The organism is Bacillus marasmi (assembly GCF_902168435.1).
Taxonomy (GTDB): domain Bacteria; phylum Bacillota; class Bacilli; order Bacillales; family Cytobacillaceae; genus Bacillus_BU; species Bacillus_BU marasmi.
This window is the reverse complement of record NZ_LR656171.1, coordinates 187,932-206,369: the sequence shown is the minus strand read 5'-3', so window position 1 is coordinate 206,369 and position 18,438 is coordinate 187,932. Positions and strand designations below refer to the sequence as shown.

The following is an 18,438-nucleotide window of genomic DNA, read 5'->3' as shown; positions in this document are numbered from 1 at the left end:
TATAATAATAGCGTTTAATAAAACTTTAATATATTAAGTGCTTTTGTGGCTATTTTTTTCGTTTATCTGTTTATACCATTTGGAGTGCCTGTGTTTTACATATTCTTCATCCACATATCCTGTCATCATACCTGGAAGTAGCTTTCGATTAGCTTTGATGATAAACGCAGCTAAATGAGAGATAATTAAGAAAATTAAGATCATGGTTGCCGCATTATGAATGGTTGTAGAAAGAAAAATCGCTGAATGCGGAATATGGATGAATGCAACGTTTTTAGCGATTTTTATTAAACCAGTAATAACTAAAGCGAGTACAGTTATACCGATTGCTATGTAAGCAAGTCGTTGTTCAGCAAGATACTTATCACTTGGAGGTTCCTCTCCTTTTGTAATCATCGCTTTAATTATTTTTCCAGATTCCTTTACGTCCCCGCGCTTCGGAATTGCATCAAATTCCTTCTTAAAAAAGTGGACAAACATATGATAGAAAACAAAGAATATTAAAGAAATCGCTCCGAGATAGTGCATGACTAGTGTTATAGAATAATCTCCAAGCCACTCTGCGCCTGGTAGTTTGACAATATTATAGCGTTTGTACATTGGCATTTGCCCAAAGCCACTTATGATTAATGAAAAAATGGAAACCGCCACGCCCCAATGGACGAGTCGATTGGACCACGATTGTCTATATATTTTCCCGAGCTTACTATTCTTCATGTTCCTGTTTACCCCCTTTCAGTTTGTGATAAGCTGCAAATCCCGCAGCTGCAATCCCGGCCACTGGTGCAATGGCTGCACTTAGAGCCATTCCACTAAGCGAGTCGAGTTTGTTTTCTATGCTGACTTCCATATTTGGGCGCCCAGGTTTCATATCATTTGCTTGTTTCTTACTTTCCTTAATCGCTTTATCGATTTTCTCAAAAGGAACCTTTGATACATAAAGGGTTGATGTTCCGCCATTTTCTTTTTCGCCATAGACAAAGCCGTTTATTGCCTTTGCTCGTTTATTGGCTAAGTCTATCATTTCTTGTTTAGTTCCAAATGAGATAGCGTTCTTTGGACATGCTGTGACACAGGCAGGTTCTTTTCCTTGGCTCACTAGATCTGCACACATATCACATTTATACATGACGCCTCCACCTAAATATTCTGGGGCTAGTTTCATATATAAACCAACGCCCGCTTGTCTTTGCGGAATGTCCCATGGACAAACATCACGGCATTTTGCGCCTCCCATACAATGCCCATCATTAATAGTTACCGCACCATTTTCATCCTTTTTAATGGCACTAAAAGGACAAACGCCTGCACAAGTAGGGTTATCACAATGCATACATCTTCTAGGAACAAATATTTGTTCAGTGGTTCCATTGTGTTCGACCTCGACTTTATCTACGAACGTCCAATTGTATGGCGTTAGTCGATTTGTCATATCTTGTTTGTCCGACCAGTCTTCATATGTTTTCTGTGGCCAATAAGGTGTAAGTTTCTCTCTATCTACCTTTGGAAATTTATCTTGATTTTTTGTTCGACAGGCGAGTACACAGGCAGGGGTGTTTTTTGCAGAACAACCATCACAAACCGTTAAATCAATAACAGTCCCTTTTTCTAAAGATTGTTTTGGGGCCGCAAATGCTCTGTCAGCTCCGGACAATATAGCCGTTCCAATTAGTACTGCACCACTGGAATTTCTAATAAAGTCACGTCTTGTTACTTGATTACCCATGAGATCCTCCATTCATACCCAACTAGGTATTAAAGTTATATTTATATACTACATAGGGTATGTGCGTATTTCAATATGTTTCTAGTAAAGCAAAGGCAAGCCAAATTACGCAATTTCAAGGTTTGTCGAAAAATTTATGTAACTTTTACATAGGTAAGTGATATAATATGAATAACAATTAACAAAGTGTTAATTAATAAACGCAGAATTAGGTGAGCAATCGATGAGCGAGGATTTGTTGTATTATGATGTGAGCCAATATCGGACTCCTGATGGTTATACGAGTGATATCGCGATTTTTACGATTATTTCAACTGAGGTCGGTCCATATAAACCACCACAAAAATCATTAAAAATCATGCTGATTAAACGAGCTGAAAAAACAAAAGAGGGCGAACCCAATATTGAGGCAGGGAAGTGGGCATTGCCAGGTGGCTTCATTAAACAAGAGGAAACAGCAAATGAAGCAGCGATTCGCGAGTTGCAAGAGGAGACGGGTGTTGAAGGTTTAAAAATCAAGCACTTTGGAGTATACGATCGATTTGGTCGTGACAAAAGGGGATGGATTATTTCGAATGCCCATTATGCAATTGTTCCTGAAAATAAATTGGTGAAAAGAAGAGCCGCAGACGATGCAGCAGAGGTAGAGCTATTCTCGATGGATGAAGTGTTTCAGCTGGATTTAGCCTTTGATCATAGGCAAATTATCGAGGATGCTTTATGGTTCATTAAAAAAGATATGTCATTAACTACGCTCGCCAAAAATTTTTTACCAAAGGAATTTGTGCTTTCCGAACTACAAGGGGTATTGCTTACTGTTATGGATGAATCTTGGCTTAAGCTTGATTCTCAATTTTTCAGAAAAGCACCAACGCTACCATTCATAGAAAAAGTAGAGAAGGATGGGGAGCCGCAAAAAACCAATCGTTGGTCAAAAAATAAAGCTCAGCTATATCGTTTTAATGATTTTGAACCATATGTATCGATATATAATGCTAAATACTAAATTTTTTTCGGTCATATAATTAACAATTTGTTAATTGATAATTAATAAAGGGGCGATGGGGAATGAAGATGTTAAAAGAGTGGAAACTGTTTGAGAAGCTTTGGTTGATTACTTTTACCTTAGTGAATGTGTATTTGTTTTTTGCCTGGGATGATACCTTATTAGGATTTATCACCTCGATTTCAGGCATGCTCTGTGTCGTATTGGTTGCCAAAGGGAAGATTAGCAATTACTATTTCGGCATTATCCAAACTGGAACCTATGCCTATATTTCTTACGGTTATGGCCTATATGGCGAGGTTATGCTTAATGCTCTGTTTTATTTTCCGCTCCAGTTCGTAGGCATCTATTTATGGAAGAAACACAAAACGAAGCAAACTACAAGCGGCGAAGAAATCAAAATCAGCTCTTTAACGAAAAAAGGGTGGACGATAACGCTGTCATTATTTCTAGCAATCTTTGTATTTTACGCTTACTTACTTGAAAAAATCGGTGGCAATGTTGTTTGGATTGATTCGGCTACAACGACCTTATCGGTCATTGCCCAAATACTCATGTTAAAAAGATACACGGAACAATGGCTATTTTGGATTGCTGTGAATGTACTTTCAATCGCACTTTGGTGGAAAGCTTTAATTTCACAAGGTGGGAATGATGTCTCCATGCTTGTGATGTGGTCAGCGTTTCTTATTAATAGCGTCTACGGCTATTACAATTGGTCTAAGGTTCATAAGAAGCAAAAGGGGGAGGGAATGTAATGAAGACGGTTGGATTTTACGGCGGAAAGTTTTTACCTTTGCATCAAGGTCATGTGTACGCGATCATCAAAGCCTCTACGATGGTCGATGAATTATTTGTAGTTCTGTCTCATAGTGTAAAGCGTGATCAGGAATTGTGTGAGGGGAGTAAGCTTACCTATATTCCAAGTCGGATTAGGCTTCGTTGGCTTTCACAGCTGACGAAGGATATGGAGCACGTCCACGTGATTGAAGTTGAGGATGATGATGGTGATGATGATTATAATTGGCACGAGGGAGCTTTGAAAATTAAACAGGCGATCGGGAAGAACATTGACGTTGTGTTTAGTTCTGAGATGGATTATGGTCCGATTTTTAATGAATTATATCCCGAAGCACAGCACATTTTGCTTGATGAAAAAAGAAAACATTGTCCGATTTCAGCAACGGAAATTCGTAAAAAGGGAGTCTTTCACTACTGGGACTACATTCCCGAAGTGGCAAAGCCTTATTTCGTAAAAAAGGTCGTTATTTTAGGAACGGAAAGCTGTGGGAAATCGACGCTGACTCGAAATCTAGCACACATCTACAATACGACATACGTTAAAGAATATGGCAGAGAGTTATGTGAGGATTTAGGTGGTTGTGATGGCATTATTTTAGAGGAGGATTACCCTATTATTGCATATGGCCACAAGATGAGGGAATATGATGCGATTAAAAAAGCAAATAAGGTGGTCTTTATTGATACGGAGGCGGCTGTCACTCAGTTTTACTCAGAGTTATATAATCAGAAACACCAACGTGTTCTTGATGAAATCGCCCAAATTCAAAAGTATGATTTATGCCTATATTTAGAACCTGATGTCAAATGGGTGGATGATGGGTTAAGGGTCCATGGTGAACAGAAGATCCGAGAAGAAAATAATCAACGTTTGAAGGCATTATTGAAAGACAGCGGAATCGAGTTTGTTTGTATTAGCGGGACCTATCAAAAGCGCTTGGAAGAAGCGATTGAGTTGATAGGTGGAATGCTTGAAGGAAAATAGCACGATTCTTGAGCAGTGGTTTGAAATAATCACTGCTTTTTTCTTTTTTTTTGAGCGTTATCGATATAGTACCAGTCAGTGAGAGTCAGATTTTTAGCCGGACATAGAGGCCCTTATTTTGATGAAAAGCTCCTCATTCTAACCCTAAGCGGACACAGAATACCTTATTTTGATGAAAACATTTGAATATAGCCCATTAATAATCAAATAACGAACCTGTTGTCCGTTAAGTAGCTTCAAACCATTTTTTTTATGAAAATAACGGAACTAGTGTCCGCAAAAAACACCAATCCCTAAAATGGAATCCTCACATTTATATTAATCGCAAAAAACACCAATCCCTAAAATGGAATCCTCACATTTATATTAATCGCAAAAAACACCAATCCCTAAAATGGAATCCTCACATTGTTGTTAATCGAAATAATCAACAACATAAAGTGGTGGTCCGAATCCAAATCATGACCACCACTATTGCCGAATGATTGAAATCAGCTTGATTTAATGCCTGCACCGCAAAGCGGAATGACAATTTTTTCTTGTGGTGACTTGTTATATTTTAAATAACCTGCATAGTTCGCTGCAGTAGTTACTTCTACATAGAAGCCTTTTTCGCTAAGCTTCGAGCGCGCACTTAAAATCTCAACTTCTTGAATGTCAATAAAGGTCCCCTTGGTGTCACGGACAGCTTCTAGTATTTGTTTTGAACGTGCGGGCGCTGCAATAGCAATACCTTCTGCTAATGTACCTTGATTCGTAACAGGTTTTGCCAATTCATCTCCATTTTCATATGCACGCACAAGTGGTGCGCAGTTCGCTGCTTGGACAGCGATAATCTTTGGCATTACTTCGATTAATTTGTTTTCATACAACTCTTTGAAGCCATAGTAAGCACCAAGGACAAGAGTACCATTACCAACCGGGATGATGAGAGCGTCTGGCGCTCCGCCAAGTTGCTCGTAAATTTCATAGGCATAGGTTTTGGTTCCTTCATAAAAATAAGGATTGTACACGTGACTAGCGTAAAATACTTTTTCATCATCGACTGCTTTTTGGGCAGCTGCAGCGATGTCCTCCCGGGTACCATGAATTTGTTTAATCGTTGCCCCATGTGCCTTTATTTGAGCGACCTTTTTCGGTGAAGTTTCATCACTTAAATAAATATCGCAGGCAATGTTACAACGGGCTGCATATGCGGCAATCGCGGTTCCAGCGTTCCCGCTGCTGTCGGCAATCACTTTTGATACCGCTAATTCTTTCGCCTTTGTCATTAACACGGCAGCGCCGCGGTCTTTAAACGATAGAGTAGGCATCATATAATCAACTTTTACATATGTATTTGGCTCCGTAGAATCTAAAACAATGAGCGGAGATTGCCCTTCGCCCAATGTGATAGATTCCCATGTTTTGGATTCTTTGACAAATGGCATCGTGTCAAAATAACGCCAAATTGAGTTTGGATAATGACTCCATACACTAGCATCAATTACTGGCATTTCTTTTATTAAATCAAGTACACCACCACAGTCACATTTCCATATCGTTGGTGTAATCTCATGTGTTTTTCCGCAGCTATTGCAAACATATTGTCCCATTAAAAATCGATCCCTTATCGTTAGTTTTTCAGATAAACGGTTTGTAAACCAAATCTGCTGCAAATCTCGCTTGAATTAAAATGGTTAAATATAGGCAATGGCTTCAATTTCAATTTTGAAACCAAAATGTAATTCATTGGTTGGTACGACAGTACGGGCAGGTTTATGATTACCAAAGAATTCTTTATAAACTGTATCGACCTTGTCCCATAACTTCACATCAGGTATGTACAAAGTCATTCGTAAAATTTGCTCTTTTTTACTTCCTAATTCTTCTAATATTAATTCAACATTTTTGAGGGCTTGTAATGTCTCTTGTTCAATCGGGCCGAATTTCTTTTCACGGGTAATCGGATCAATTGCAAATTGTCCTGATACGTAAACGGTATCATTGTGTACTGTTGCTAAAGCATAATGTCCATTTGATTTTAAATTACCTACTTCAAAAATGCTTTTCATTGAAATTCTCCTCAACTGTAGTTATTTTTATTGATTTTTATCGGTCAGTTAGACCCCCATTGATGGAAGTTTTACTTTATTTCATCTAAGTAACTATATACGGTTACTTTGGAAATCCCCATTAATGATGCAACCTTCTCAACGGAACCCTTCATTAAGAAAATACCTTTTTCATCCATAAAGCGAATGAGTTCGATTTTTTCCTGGCGTTTCATTGTTGAATGATTGCTGTTCTCAATTATTTGCGAAATCAGTTGATCAACGATTGCTTCAACATTTTCAATCGTTTCATTACCATCGTCTGTTGCATTTGCTAGAGTTTCATCTTGGGCTGGTAGCATGACATTCAAAAATTGCTGCATTTGATTCAATGCTTCAACATCAAAATTAATACAGAATGCACCGATTACCTTATCTTTAGAGTCACGAATTAATGATGTCGAAGAACGAATCGTCCGATTGTCTTCTGTTAAAAATGTATATCCTGCTAAATAATCTTCCTTAAAATCTGTTGATAGTAATACCGTTTTCACTAGATGGTCAAATGACTGCCCAATTTTTCTTCCAGTTACATGGTTATTTACCGTGAAAATGACGGACGCTTGTGGGTTCGTCAAATCATGAATAACGACTTCACAGTTCTGTCCAAACATTTTCGCAGTCGCTTTTGCTATTGGAATAAAACTTTCTAACACTTTTTTACTTTCTTCCATATCTACTACCTCATTTATTGTCCATTTCTCACAATATATATTTTATTATATAAAATCAAAAAAATATAGAAATTATTATATAAAATATTGCTATTCTTATAAAATTTTATATAATTTAGAGGAAATACAGCCGTTTTATTCGGTTTTTGTATAAGTTTTTATATATCTTAAATAAAGGAGACCAATTAAATGAAATATTTTGAGTTGGATACACCGGCGCTTTTGATTGATAGAGACATCATGATGGAAAATCTTCGTTCTATGCAAAATTATGCTGATATACATAATGTGCAGTTGCGTCCGCATACCAAAACACATAAAATGCCAAAGCTGGCTAGATTACAAGAGGATCTTGGTGCGATTGGAATTACGGTAGCGAAAGTGGGCGAAGCAGAAGTCATGGCTGAAAATGGATTGAAAAATATCTTTATTGCCAATGAGATTGTTGGCAAATCAAAGCTTGAACGAATTAAAACATTAGCTGAAACCATTGACATCTCATTTGGAATTGATCATACCTTTCAGCTGAATCAAATCGAAGAAGTGTTTGAGGGAGCGTCAAAAAAAGCCCAGGTACTCGTGGAGATCGAAGTGGGAGAACAACGCTCCGGAATTATTGAGGAAAGCGATTATATCACATTATTAGAAGCTGTGAAGGCTTGTAAAAATGTAGAGTTTAAAGGGGTTTTTTCCCATGATGGCCATTCCTATAAGGCAGAAAACGTAGAGGAGTGCAAAGCGCTTTATCTAGAAAGTGTAAACCGAACCTTGCATTTTGCAAAACTAGCAGAAGAAATGGGGCTAAATCCAGAAGTGGTTAGCATCGGTTCGACGCCACCGTTTATGCTGAAGTTTAAAATACCAAGCGGTGTAACTGAAATCAGACCAGGTACCTATATTTTCATGGACGCTTCACAAGCAAATGTGATCGGTACATATGACAACTGTGCTGCGTCTGTTCTAACAACTGTCATTAGCAAGCCGACTAATGAACGGGTCATTACTGATGTGGGGGCAAAAGGGATTACGGCACAATCAAGAAGCAAGGGTCATACAACAACAAAGGGCTTCGGACGCATTAAGGGATTTTCCGATACCTATATCCATGGTGTATTCGACGAACATGCTATCATTTATAATGAAGAATTCCGAAATCAGGTGAATATTGGCGATAAAGTGGAAATTATTCCAAACCATATTTGTCCAGTTTGTAATTTATATGAAAATGCGTTTTTAATTTCAGAAAGTGAAGTTATCGAAGCACTACCGGTCGAATGCCGTGGAAAACTGCAGTAGGGGAAAACGCCATAAAAATCATTAGAAATCGAGTGTAGGTAAAAATCGACATTATTGTAGAAAATCGTCGTAAGTTTGAATTATCAAAAAACTCGGTGTGATATAAATCACGTGCTATAATTCAGTTAGCAGTAAAAAACGTATAGGATTAAGAAGAGGAGCTGATTTATATGACATTAGAAAATTTAATTCAACGCTTTATTTCAGAGAAACAACGGAATCCATTACATGTTACTGAATTGCATAATTATATTAAAAAAGGTTATTTGCACGGTGAATTATGTATTGTCGAATATAAAAAGCTTTTCAGTGAATTAGACAAACGGTCCTCAGAGTTAACAGCATAATATAATATAATATAATATAATATAATGTTAATAGTAATCTAAACCGCACGGTGAAATTCACTTGTGCGGTTTTTTGCTTTTATTGAAAGATTTGCGAAATAACGGGAGGAATCTTCTGTTTTAGCTTGTCTTGTTACACCTGGGAAACATTGACTTTTTTATCTATAAATGTAAAAATGTGTAGATGTAACTACGAAACTATTAAGATACGGAGTTTAATTGATATGAATTTTCTTAATATGCAAGAAGGCAAGAATAGTTGGAAACAATATGTTTCATCGTTTATTGTCATCATCTTCTTTATTTTTATCGCAGGTATTCCATATGCAATCATTGGAGAAATGCTGGTTCAATCAGATTGTAATCCAAATAGTTATTACGATGATGAGATAGTAGATTTTGTGGGACTCAATCCATTGGTTAACTTTACCCTCATGAATTCGGTGTTTGTCTTTTGGTTATTAGGCGTCTATATTGCAATTCGTTTCATCCATAAGCGTAAATTTATTACGCTAATTACGCCCAATCGAAAGATAGATTGGAAGAAAATCAGCTTTGGGTTTATCACCTTTTTTCTTATACTCAGCATGACGTTATTCATCGATGCTTTACTAAACCCTGGGGACTATTCATTAAACAGTATTCATTTTTCAGATTTTCTAATGTTGTTTGTCCTTGTGCTAATCTTAACTCCCATCCAAACAACGTGTGAGGAAGTTTTTTTCAGGGGTTATTTGATGCAACTGATTGGAAAGTGGGTTCGGAATCCTATTATATTATCATTGATTGCTGGTGCTATTTTCGGCTCGCTCCATTTTGAAAATCCAGAAATGAAGTATTCTCCTATCCTAGTAGGGGCGGATTACTTATTAACTGGATTCGTATGGTGTTATATAAGCGCGAAAACAAACAGTATTGAATTATCGATTGGTGCTCATGCGGCTAATAACATGTTGCTTGGCTGGTTTCTGACAATGGACGACTCTGTTATGGGAAATATCCCATCTTTATTCGTTGTGAAAGATATTGATCCTTTAACGACCTTGATGTGGACTGCTGTTTCACTTGGGATTTTTCTGTATATATCTTTGAAGAAATACAAGGGAACAGCATTTTATAATTCTAAGAGCCTTCAAAGTGTAACCAATAATAATGAAGAGTCCTGCTGATGATTAATCATTTGCAGGACTTTTTTTTGTCGTAAATTCGCTCCATTACATTTTGTGTTTATCGATTGAGAATCATTGCAATCGTAAATTTGATTGGTAAGGTTGGCCATAAAAAAGTGCTCTTAATCTAGTTATAAAAAATTTCTTTAAAGCGTTCTGGTGATAGGTTAGTAAATTGCTTGAAGGAGCGGATAAAATGGGATTGATCATGGTAGCCTTGATCGAAAATAATTTCTGATAAGTCATAGTTATGGTTTTTTAAGATGATGTTTAAAGCATTTTGGAATCTGACAATGAGACTAAATTGTTTTGGGGAAAATCCGATTTGTTCCTCGAATTTTTTTCTAATATAACGGTCAGTATAGCCAATATCTTTCGATAATGTATCCATTTTAATCTGCCCTTTAGTAGAGTAAATTTTTTGAACTGAATACTCGACGATAAGCTGGGAGGAAGATTTTTCAGATTGGATTTTTTCCATATATTTTTCAAATATATGTATTCTTTCCTGGAAAGATTGAGTCTCTCCGATTTGCACAACAAATGAAGGGTCAACCTGAAAGACATCTGTAAGGGGAATTTTCTGATCTAGCAGTTCTTTCATATGATAATGAAAAGAAAAAAGTTGCTGCTCTGGGTAAAAGCGAACTCCGAAATACTCACAATCCTCGCGAAAGCCATCCTGAACTCGTCGTTTGAACGGGTTTGTCCACAAATATCCTTCAGGACTGTTTGGGTCACAACAAAACAACAAATCAAAAGCTCCATCAGGGATTATGGAAATGAACTGAGCATGATTTTGTTTTACTTTAAACTGATAAAACACCGCAATACTTTGTCTACACAAATAACTATTAGGCTTTTTTTCCAAATAATAATCAGAATTTCTCTCGATTTCTGGCTGAGCAGGGAAATAAGTAACGGCATTTAATGGACTAAAGATATTCAAGCATCATACCCCCTCGATTATTTACCACGTGTAATTTCATTTCGAAAACCTAAATTCTCGAAATTACTAGTTTACAAAAATTATACAAATTATTTACGAAAAATTAAAGTATTTATTCTGAATGTTCCGATTTTTACAATAATTTTAAAAAATACAATGTTATATTAAGCCTAGCAAGATAAGAAATTGTCTTTCGTAACAGGAGGGAGTTCAGAATGAATCAGACTAAAGAAATATCAAAAGAACAAGTTCTCAAGCAATCTATTGAATGGTGGAATCCCGGAAAAACAAAACAATGGCAAGCTGACGGAGTGGATCTAGTAATTGGGAAACGGGAAGGTTACTACTTTTATGATATGAAAGGCAAAAAATTGATGGACGTTCATCTTAATGGAGGAACCTACAACCTGGGTCATCGAAATCCTGAAATCATATCAACCTTGAAGCAGGCTTTAGAAGATTTCGATATCGGTAATCACCATTTTCCATCGATTAACCGGGCACAACTAGCCAAAGTGTTAGCAGAGTGTACGCCTGATAGTTTACATTATTCGATTTTATCCTGTGGTGGAAGTGAAGCGATTGATGTTGCATTAAAGTGTTCAAGGTACGCCACGAAACGAAAGAAATTTGTCTCCATTATTAATGGTTACCATGGCCATACTGGGTTAGCGGTATCTCTTGGGAATGAGCGTTATTCGAAACCATTCTTAAGTGAAGGAAGTCCTTCTGAGTTTATCCATGTACCATTCAATGACTTACAAGCAATGGAAGCTGCATTAAGGAATGAAGATGTTGCCTGTGTCATTATTGAAACGATCCCGGCGACATACGGTTTCCCGCTTCCTGAACCAGGTTATCTTGCAGGAGTAAAGAAATTATGTGAAAAATATGGAACGCTTTACGTTGCCGATGAAGTGCAGACAGGCCTCATGCGAACGGGGAAATTATGGGGGATTGAACATTATGGGGTAGAGCCTGATATTTTAGTTACCTCAAAAGGATTTAGCGGAGGAATATATCCAATTGCCGCTACAATTGTTAGCAAAAAAGCAGGGCAATGGATGAACGAGGATGGTATGGCTCATATTTCAACATTCGGTGGCTCTGAATTAGGATGTCTTGTTGCGATGAAGGTGTTGGAAATTTCACAGCGTGAGGAAGTTGTTCAAAATGTGAATTTTGTTTCCCGCTACCTGGGATACGAATTGGAAAAAATCAAACAGCGTTATCCAGAATTCTTTGTTGGAATTCGCCAACTAGGCGTGGTGATGGGACTTGAATTTGATCATCCAGAAGGTGCCAAACATGTGATGAGTTCACTCTATGAAAATGGTGTATGGGCCATTTACTCAATGCTGGATAATCGAGTTTTACAATTCAAGCCAGGCATTCTATGCGATAAGAACTATTGTGATGAATTACTAGAACGTTGTGAATTAGGAATTAAGCAAGCTGCAAGAAAATTAGGCTACTGATCACTTTACTAGAAAAAGGGGGAGAAAAGAGATGGGGGTTACGAATGAACAATCGTATTCAAATGTATTAAATATCTTTCAAGAGGTTGCCAATCAATCACTTCAATTTTACCCGTCATTAACAAAGGCGCATGTTGAACTGCTGAATTACTCTGAGAACGCTACTTATTTAGTACGAGATTTCGTCAACAATGAGAAATATATTTTAAGAGTCAATCGGCCTGGTTATCACACAAAGGAAGAAATCCAAAGCGAATTATTGTGGTTAAAATCAATCAATCTAGATAGTCCAATCATTGTTTCTCTCCCTTTCCCAGGGGTCAACGGGGAGGACGTCCAAGAAATAATCCTACATGAAAATGAGCCTCCATATTATTGTACGTTATTCTCGTTTTTACCAGGGGAATCACCAAGTGAAGAAAACGAACAAGAGCTAATTGAGCAATTTGAAATCCTTGGGGAAATTACCGCACATCTTCACGAACATAGCATCAATTGGAATCCGCCACAAAATGTCAAACGCCACACTTGGACATTTGAAACCATATTAGGCAGTAACCCGACCTGGGGGAGATGGCAAGATGGGAAGGGCATGACGCCTGAAAGAATAGAAATGTTTCAACAAGTGACAGAGGTCATCAAACAGCGGTTAGATCAATATGGCACATCAAATGAAAAATTCGGTTTAATACATGCCGATCTTCGCCTCCCAAATTTAATAGTTGAGGATAAGAAGATTAAGGTGATTGATTTTGATGACTGTGGATTTAGCTGGTATTTATTTGATTTAGCTTCATCCTTAAGCTTCATTGAACATCAGCCGTATGTGCCAGAACTCATTGACGCTTGGGTTGAAGGATACCGAAAAGTTCGACCACTATCGAAACAAGAAGAGGCAGAGATTCCAACCTTTATCATGATGAGAAGATTAATGCTGATTTCATGGATTGGAAGTCATGACAATCCGACTAGTCAACAACTGGGAAGTAGATATACTGAACAAACCGACGAGCTAGCCATTCGTTATTTAGAAAAATATAGATTGTAAGCGATACCATTCGTGCGAAGTCAGTCGATCCTAAGTCCAATAGCAAAAGTAATCAATACAAATCTACAATATTTGTATTACTGAAACTTAAGGAGGATGTGTATGAAGGACAATCAAAACCAAGAATTAAAAAAGGCATTAACACCACTACATCTTTGGGCGATTGGGGTCGGGATTGTAATCTCAGGTAACTATTTCGGTTGGAACTTTGGATTAGCTGAATCTGGATATGTCGGGATGTTGATTGCTGTTGGTTTCATGGCGATTATGTACACATTCATGACATTTGGAATTTCGGAATTATCGACTGCTTTGCCTTATGCAGGAGGTCCGTATTCTTTTGCGAGACGGGCTATGGGACCATTTGTCGGGTTTATTACCGGAATAGGGGTTATTTTACAGTATATGATTGCCGCTCCAGTCGTCGTTATTGGGATTGGCGCTTATATTAACTTTTTATTTCCATCAATTAGTCCAGTTTTAGCTGCAGCGTTTATGTACATTTTCTTCATGGTGATTCATATCATTGGGGTAAAAGAATATGCAACGCTTGAAACGGTATTAGTTGTCATTGCTTTAGGATTATTGGTGCTAATGTATTTTGTTGGACTGCCGCAAGTGGATACAAGCAGATTATTTGGGGATGGTGAGACTTCATTAATTCCTGGTGGATTCACTGGGATATGGGCATCGTTACCATTTGCCATGTGGCTGTTCTTAGCGATTGAAATGCTACCGATGTTATCAGAGGAATGTCGTGATCCCAAAAAGGATATGCCAAAAGGAATACTATCAGGGATTACTACTTTGGTTATTATTTCGGTATTAACGACAACCGTTGCGATTGGTCTAGGTGGAATTGAAATGATGAGCACAGCATCTGATCCACTTCCTATGGCGGTAGCAGCCGTGTTTGGCGAAACTTATTGGCTTGCCCAAGTATTAGCAACTATTGGACTTGTAGGATTAATTGCCAGCTTCTCCGGGGTTATTTTAGCCTATTCTCGTCAAGTATTTGCTTTATCAAGAGCAGGATATTTACCTAGTTTTCTATCAAAGTTACACAAAACTCGTAAAACACCAGTTGCTGCGATCATTATCCCTGGAGTCATCGGGTTTGTGTTAGTCAACCTATTTAATCCGGATGACTTAATTCTAATTTCTACTTTTGGAGCTTTAGTTTCTTATATTACGATGAACCTTTCTGTTTTAATTTTACGCAAAAAGGAACCAAATCTTGCAAGACCTTATAAAACACCATTGTACCCTGTGGCCCCAATTGTTTCACTCATTCTTGCTGTCGTCGCATTATTTGCTAGCTTCTTTGCAAACATAACCTTCTTCTTTATCTGTTTGGCAACGTTTGGCGCAGCAGTAGTCTACTATTTTGTCTGGGCAAGACACAATATTAACACTGATGCTCCAGAAGAACGATTCTCGCAAAAACAAATTGAAATCGAGGAAACAGCGGGCATTAATGGATAAGGAGATAGCGGGATTGGAATTATATGGAAAAGAAATCAAAACTGTTATTTTTGATAAAGATGGGACATTACTAGATTTACCTTCACTATGGATTCCTTGGTTGATGGATATTTATCAATATTTGGGTGAGCATTTACCATCCTATCGAGTAAATCTTAATGAAATAAAGCTAGCCTTTGGGGTGGGAGTAGAGGACATGGAGGTCGATCCGACGGGACCTCTGGCGATTGGTAGTATTTATGAATCACAAATCATCGTTGCCCTCAAATTATACGAGCATGGTGTTCCATGGGACCTAGCGGTTGTAAATGCAAAAAAAAGTATGGATTATGCAAACGATAGACTAACCCAATCAGTCAATCTCAGGTTGCTGCCAAATGTAAGGTTGTTATTAGAAAAATTAAAACAAAATGGTGTGAGAATGGGCGTTTTGACGGCTGATGATACGAGAAATGCAGTAAAGCAATTAGACTACGTCAATATATCTGAATATTTTGATTTTATTATCGGCAGCGACCAAGTTCAAAATGGAAAACCGTTCCCTGATCTAGTCTATTTAGCGAGTGAACGCTACGAGTTAGCACCTGAAGAAATGATGATAATTGGAGATACAAATGCCGATATGCTTCTAGGTGTAAATGCTGGGATGAACTTAAAAGTAGGCATTGTCCCTAACAAACAAGTCGATACGGATTATTTGCGGAATGCTGATTATATTATTCGGGATTACCTAGATTTGATGAATGGGGGGGAAAACTGAAAATATGAATGCAATGATGATTGAAGAAATTACGAAATTAGTGCTACAAAAGCTTGAGGAGCATTCAGATTATACTCCCGAGAAGCAACATCATCAACAAAAGTGGACTGACAAAGTTCAACAGCGGGCACTTTCGGATGAGGAGATTAGGGAGTGGGGGATTATTTCCCAGAAAATGGGTGATACGAACAAGGGGCATTCAGTGAACCGGCACTTTATTACTCAATCACTCAATCAAGAGGAATTACAGCAGTGGGAGGTTGTCGCATCCAAGATTCGAAAGAAATCTTCGGAGAGTAGTATACAAAGAGAACAACAGGTCAAGTTCTATTCCACTCATTATTAATCGAAGTTAACAGTTTATGAGGAGGTAGTATAGATGACTAGAGTCATAGATGGTGCTTTAGGAATGATTGAAACAAAGGGGCTTGTGGCTGCGCTTGAAGCATCAGATGCGATGGTAAAGGCGGCAAATGTTAATTTAATTGGCAAGGTGCATGTTGGAGGCGGGATTGTCACGGTTTTAGTCACAGGTGATGTAGGTGCTGTGAAGGCAGCAGTGGAATCAGGGACCTCAGCAGCGGAACGTGTTGGCCAGTTATTATCAAATCATGTGATCCCTCGTCCGCATAATGAGTTAGATATTATTTTACCAAGTTTAGAAAAATAAGATTGTTTGGGCGAAGCTTGATGAAGGTTGAGAACTAGATTGTAAACCTTCATCTCGCCCATATTGAGATGAGGGACAGAAAGTGTATGATGCGATTGGCTTAATTGAAACGAATGGTGTTGCAATTTCGATTAAGGCAGCTGATGCCATGTTGAAGGAGGCTGAAGTCTTCATCATCAAACATGAGACAAGAGATGTTGCGCTTGTCACCCTGCTTATAGGCGGAAGTTTGAGCTCAGTAAGAATGGCGATTGATGTTGGAAAAGAAATCGCCAGAGCAGAGGGTGCACTATATACTGCAGGTTTGCTGGCAAATCCTAACGAGGATACTGATTTATTTTATCAAAAAGAGAAAAATACCCGATGGGTTTCCTTATAAACATATTTTCAGCTCTTTACTAAGGTGGTGCTAGGATGGTTACTATTGTCGATCAAGACTTAGTTGCCCTACAGGAAATGCGTGAGGCTGTTCGCAAGGCGAAACAGGCCCAGCTTCAATATATGTCATATTCACAGGAGCAGGTTGATAGGATTGTTAAAGCGGTTGCAGAAGCCGCCTATGCACAATCATACCGGCTAGCAGCTCTCGCTGTTCAAGAAACAGGCATGGGTGTTGTTGAACATAAAACAATGAAAAACGAAGTCGGCTCTAAGGCAGTCTATGAATCCATTAAAAATGAAAAAACGGTAGGCGTTATTCATGAGGACCGAGCCAATCGGATGCTGGAAATTGCTGTACCGTTCGGAGTTATCGCAGCGATTATTCCAACGACGAATCCAACTTCGACGGCTTTTTTCAAAACATTAATTTCGCTGAAAACACGTAATGTAATTGTTGTTAGTCCACATCCATATGCGGTGAATTGTACGATTGAGGCGTTAAAAGTTTGTGAGCAGGCCGCACTTGAAGCAGGTGCACCGGAAGGGTTAATTGGTTGGCTCTCCCATGCGTCTATGGAAGCAACTCAAGCGCTCATGAAGGATAAGGACGTCAATTTAATTCTTGCAACAGGTGGGGGCGGGCTTGTTAAAGCGGCTTATAGTTCTGGAAAACCTGCATACGGGGTCGGTCCAGGGAATGTTCCGGTTTATATTGAGAAAACAGCAAAACTAGCACAAGCCGTTGCAAAGATTGTTGACAGTAAAACATTTGATTACGGTACGATCTGTGCAACTGAACAGGCAATTGTTGTAGATGAAGAAATTGCTTCCATTGTAATTCGTGAATTAAAGCAAAACGGGGCTTACTTCTTAAATCAAGAGGAAAAGAAACGCATGGAAAAAGTGATTTCTACAAGCCCAGGAAAGGTAAATCCTGAAATTGTTGGAAAAAGTCCTGCTAAAATTGCAGCGCTTGCTGGAATCACAATTGACGAGAGTGTTCGATTATTTGTGGCAGAAGAAACTGAAATCGGCAAGCACGTCCCTTTCTCGTTGGAAAAGCTCTCGCCAATTTTTGCTTTGTATCAGGCCAGAAACACAACACATGCCAAGGAAATTTGCGGACGATTGCTTGATTTAGGTGGGAGAGGTCATAGTCTTTCAATTCACACAGAAAATGACGAAGTGGCCAGAGAATTTTCTTTAGACCTTCCTGTGTCTAGAATTCTAGTCAACACTCTCTCGACAATGGGTGCAGTTGGAGGAACGACTAGCTTCGATCCTTCGTTCACACTAGGCTGTGGTTCTTTTGGTGGAAATATCACATCTGATAATCTGTCGGCGCGCCATTTAATCAATATTAAAAGAATGGCTTATGGGATTAAAGAGGTCACAATCCCAAGGGGTGGAGCAAAAGAAGCGCAAGTTAGATATTCTCCAGAGGCAAATCAAGTAGCTGAGGATGTTTTACGAAAAGTTGGCTCTAACAGTCAGTATGATGTTGCTGATGTTGCTCAAATCGTCGAGCAAATTTTAAAACAAATCAATAAAGGGTAACGATCCTTGTTCC

At 38.3% G+C, this 18,438-nt stretch carries 20 protein-coding genes; 14 read left to right on the top strand and 6 right to left on the bottom strand.

Annotated elements, in window-relative coordinates; all coding sequences use genetic code 11:
- Nucleotides 1-33 precede the first annotated feature (33 nt).
- Both FXW34_RS12725 and FXW34_RS12720 read right to left on the bottom strand, forming a co-directional pair.
- On the bottom strand, nt 34-717 hold the full coding sequence (locus tag FXW34_RS12725) for a formate dehydrogenase subunit gamma (protein WP_147534379.1): 684 nt from the start codon (nt 715-717) through the stop codon (nt 34-36).
- Complete coding sequence (locus FXW34_RS12720) at nt 707-1,726, bottom strand: 4Fe-4S dicluster domain-containing protein (protein ID WP_147534378.1); 1,020 nt, start codon at nt 1,724-1,726, stop codon at nt 707-709. Before FXW34_RS12720 ends, FXW34_RS12725 begins: the two co-directional genes overlap by 11 nt.
- A 223-nt stretch (nt 1,727-1,949) precedes the next feature.
- Here FXW34_RS12720 and FXW34_RS12715 point away from each other — a divergent pair, with 223 nt between their 5' ends.
- The 3 genes from FXW34_RS12715 (at nt 1,950) to nadR (ending at nt 4,518) form a co-directional block, all read left to right on the top strand.
- Entirely contained in the window at nt 1,950-2,732 is a 783-nt protein-coding gene (locus FXW34_RS12715) for an NUDIX domain-containing protein (protein ID WP_147534377.1), read from the top strand.
- Between the two features lie 62 nt (nt 2,733-2,794).
- Entirely contained in the window at nt 2,795-3,490 is a 696-nt protein-coding gene (gene pnuC / locus FXW34_RS12710; protein ID WP_147534376.1) for a nicotinamide riboside transporter PnuC, read from the top strand.
- Nucleotides 3,490-4,518 carry a multifunctional transcriptional regulator/nicotinamide-nucleotide adenylyltransferase/ribosylnicotinamide kinase NadR gene (gene nadR / locus FXW34_RS12705; RefSeq protein WP_147534375.1) on the top strand — a complete coding sequence of 343 codons (1,029 nt, stop codon included), beginning with the start codon at nt 3,490-3,492 and terminating at the stop codon, nt 4,516-4,518. Before pnuC ends, nadR begins: the two co-directional genes overlap by 1 nt.
- 491 nt (nt 4,519-5,009) lie before the next feature.
- Here nadR and FXW34_RS12700 read toward each other — a convergent pair whose 3' ends face one another.
- The 3 genes from FXW34_RS12700 to FXW34_RS12690 all read right to left on the bottom strand — a co-directional run bounded on the left by FXW34_RS12700 (nt 5,010) and on the right by FXW34_RS12690 (nt 7,285).
- Nucleotides 5,010-6,113: a threonine synthase gene (locus tag FXW34_RS12700; protein WP_147534374.1), complete on the bottom strand. Its 1,104-nt coding sequence runs from the start codon at nt 6,111-6,113 to the stop codon at nt 5,010-5,012.
- Nucleotides 6,114-6,197: 84 nt separating this feature from the next.
- Nucleotides 6,198-6,572, bottom strand: a complete 375-nt coding sequence (locus FXW34_RS12695; RefSeq protein ID WP_147534373.1) for a RidA family protein — start codon at nt 6,570-6,572, stop codon at nt 6,198-6,200.
- A gap of 71 nt (nt 6,573-6,643) precedes the next feature.
- On the bottom strand, nt 6,644-7,285 hold the full coding sequence (locus tag FXW34_RS12690) for a helix-turn-helix transcriptional regulator (RefSeq protein ID WP_147534372.1): 642 nt from the start codon (nt 7,283-7,285) through the stop codon (nt 6,644-6,646).
- Between the two features lie 189 nt (nt 7,286-7,474).
- On the opposite strand from FXW34_RS12690, the gene FXW34_RS12685 reads away from it, so the two are divergent.
- The 3 genes from FXW34_RS12685 (at nt 7,475) to FXW34_RS12675 (ending at nt 10,097) form a co-directional block, all read left to right on the top strand.
- On the top strand, nt 7,475-8,581 hold the full coding sequence (locus FXW34_RS12685) for a D-TA family PLP-dependent enzyme (RefSeq protein WP_147534371.1): 1,107 nt from the start codon (nt 7,475-7,477) through the stop codon (nt 8,579-8,581).
- Between the two features lie 170 nt (nt 8,582-8,751).
- A complete protein-coding gene (gene yppF / locus FXW34_RS12680) occupies nt 8,752-8,928 on the top strand; it encodes a YppF family protein (protein WP_147534370.1) in 177 nt (58 codons plus the stop codon).
- 224 nt (nt 8,929-9,152) lie between these two features.
- A complete protein-coding gene (locus tag FXW34_RS12675) occupies nt 9,153-10,097 on the top strand; it encodes a CPBP family intramembrane glutamic endopeptidase (protein ID WP_187118942.1) in 945 nt (314 codons plus the stop codon).
- Nucleotides 10,098-10,224: 127 nt separating this feature from the next.
- Here the strand turns inward: FXW34_RS12675 and FXW34_RS12670 are convergent, their stop codons facing one another.
- Nucleotides 10,225-11,046 carry a helix-turn-helix domain-containing protein gene (locus FXW34_RS12670; RefSeq protein ID WP_246141024.1) on the bottom strand — a complete coding sequence of 274 codons (822 nt, stop codon included), beginning with the start codon at nt 11,044-11,046 and terminating at the stop codon, nt 10,225-10,227.
- Between the two features lie 215 nt (nt 11,047-11,261).
- On the opposite strand from FXW34_RS12670, the gene FXW34_RS12665 reads away from it, so the two are divergent.
- The 8 genes from FXW34_RS12665 (at nt 11,262) to FXW34_RS12630 (ending at nt 18,425) form a co-directional block, all read left to right on the top strand.
- Nucleotides 11,262-12,524 carry a class-III pyridoxal-phosphate-dependent aminotransferase gene (locus FXW34_RS12665; protein ID WP_147534368.1) on the top strand — a complete coding sequence of 421 codons (1,263 nt, stop codon included), beginning with the start codon at nt 11,262-11,264 and terminating at the stop codon, nt 12,522-12,524.
- Between the two features lie 31 nt (nt 12,525-12,555).
- Nucleotides 12,556-13,572, top strand: a complete 1,017-nt coding sequence (locus tag FXW34_RS12660; protein ID WP_147534367.1) for a phosphotransferase enzyme family protein — start codon at nt 12,556-12,558, stop codon at nt 13,570-13,572.
- 102 nt (nt 13,573-13,674) lie between these two features.
- Nucleotides 13,675-15,057, top strand: coding sequence for an ethanolamine permease (gene eat, locus FXW34_RS12655; RefSeq protein ID WP_147534366.1), 1,383 nt, complete (start codon nt 13,675-13,677; stop codon nt 15,055-15,057).
- 13 nt (nt 15,058-15,070) lie between these two features.
- On the top strand, nt 15,071-15,817 hold the full coding sequence (locus FXW34_RS12650) for an HAD family hydrolase (RefSeq protein ID WP_187118941.1): 747 nt from the start codon (nt 15,071-15,073) through the stop codon (nt 15,815-15,817).
- Nucleotides 15,818-15,821: 4 nt separating this feature from the next.
- Entirely contained in the window at nt 15,822-16,163 is a 342-nt protein-coding gene (locus tag FXW34_RS12645; protein WP_147534364.1) for a hypothetical protein, read from the top strand.
- Nucleotides 16,164-16,196: 33 nt separating this feature from the next.
- The gene (locus tag FXW34_RS12640) at nt 16,197-16,487 is read left to right on the top strand and encodes a BMC domain-containing protein (protein WP_147534363.1); all 291 of its coding nucleotides are present in this window, start codon (nt 16,197-16,199) and stop codon (nt 16,485-16,487) included.
- Between the two features lie 82 nt (nt 16,488-16,569).
- On the top strand, nt 16,570-16,866 hold the full coding sequence (locus tag FXW34_RS12635; RefSeq protein ID WP_147534362.1) for a BMC domain-containing protein: 297 nt from the start codon (nt 16,570-16,572) through the stop codon (nt 16,864-16,866).
- A gap of 35 nt (nt 16,867-16,901) precedes the next feature.
- A complete protein-coding gene (locus FXW34_RS12630) occupies nt 16,902-18,425 on the top strand; it encodes an aldehyde dehydrogenase family protein (protein ID WP_147534361.1) in 1,524 nt (507 codons plus the stop codon).
- Nucleotides 18,426-18,438: the final 13 nt, after the last annotated feature.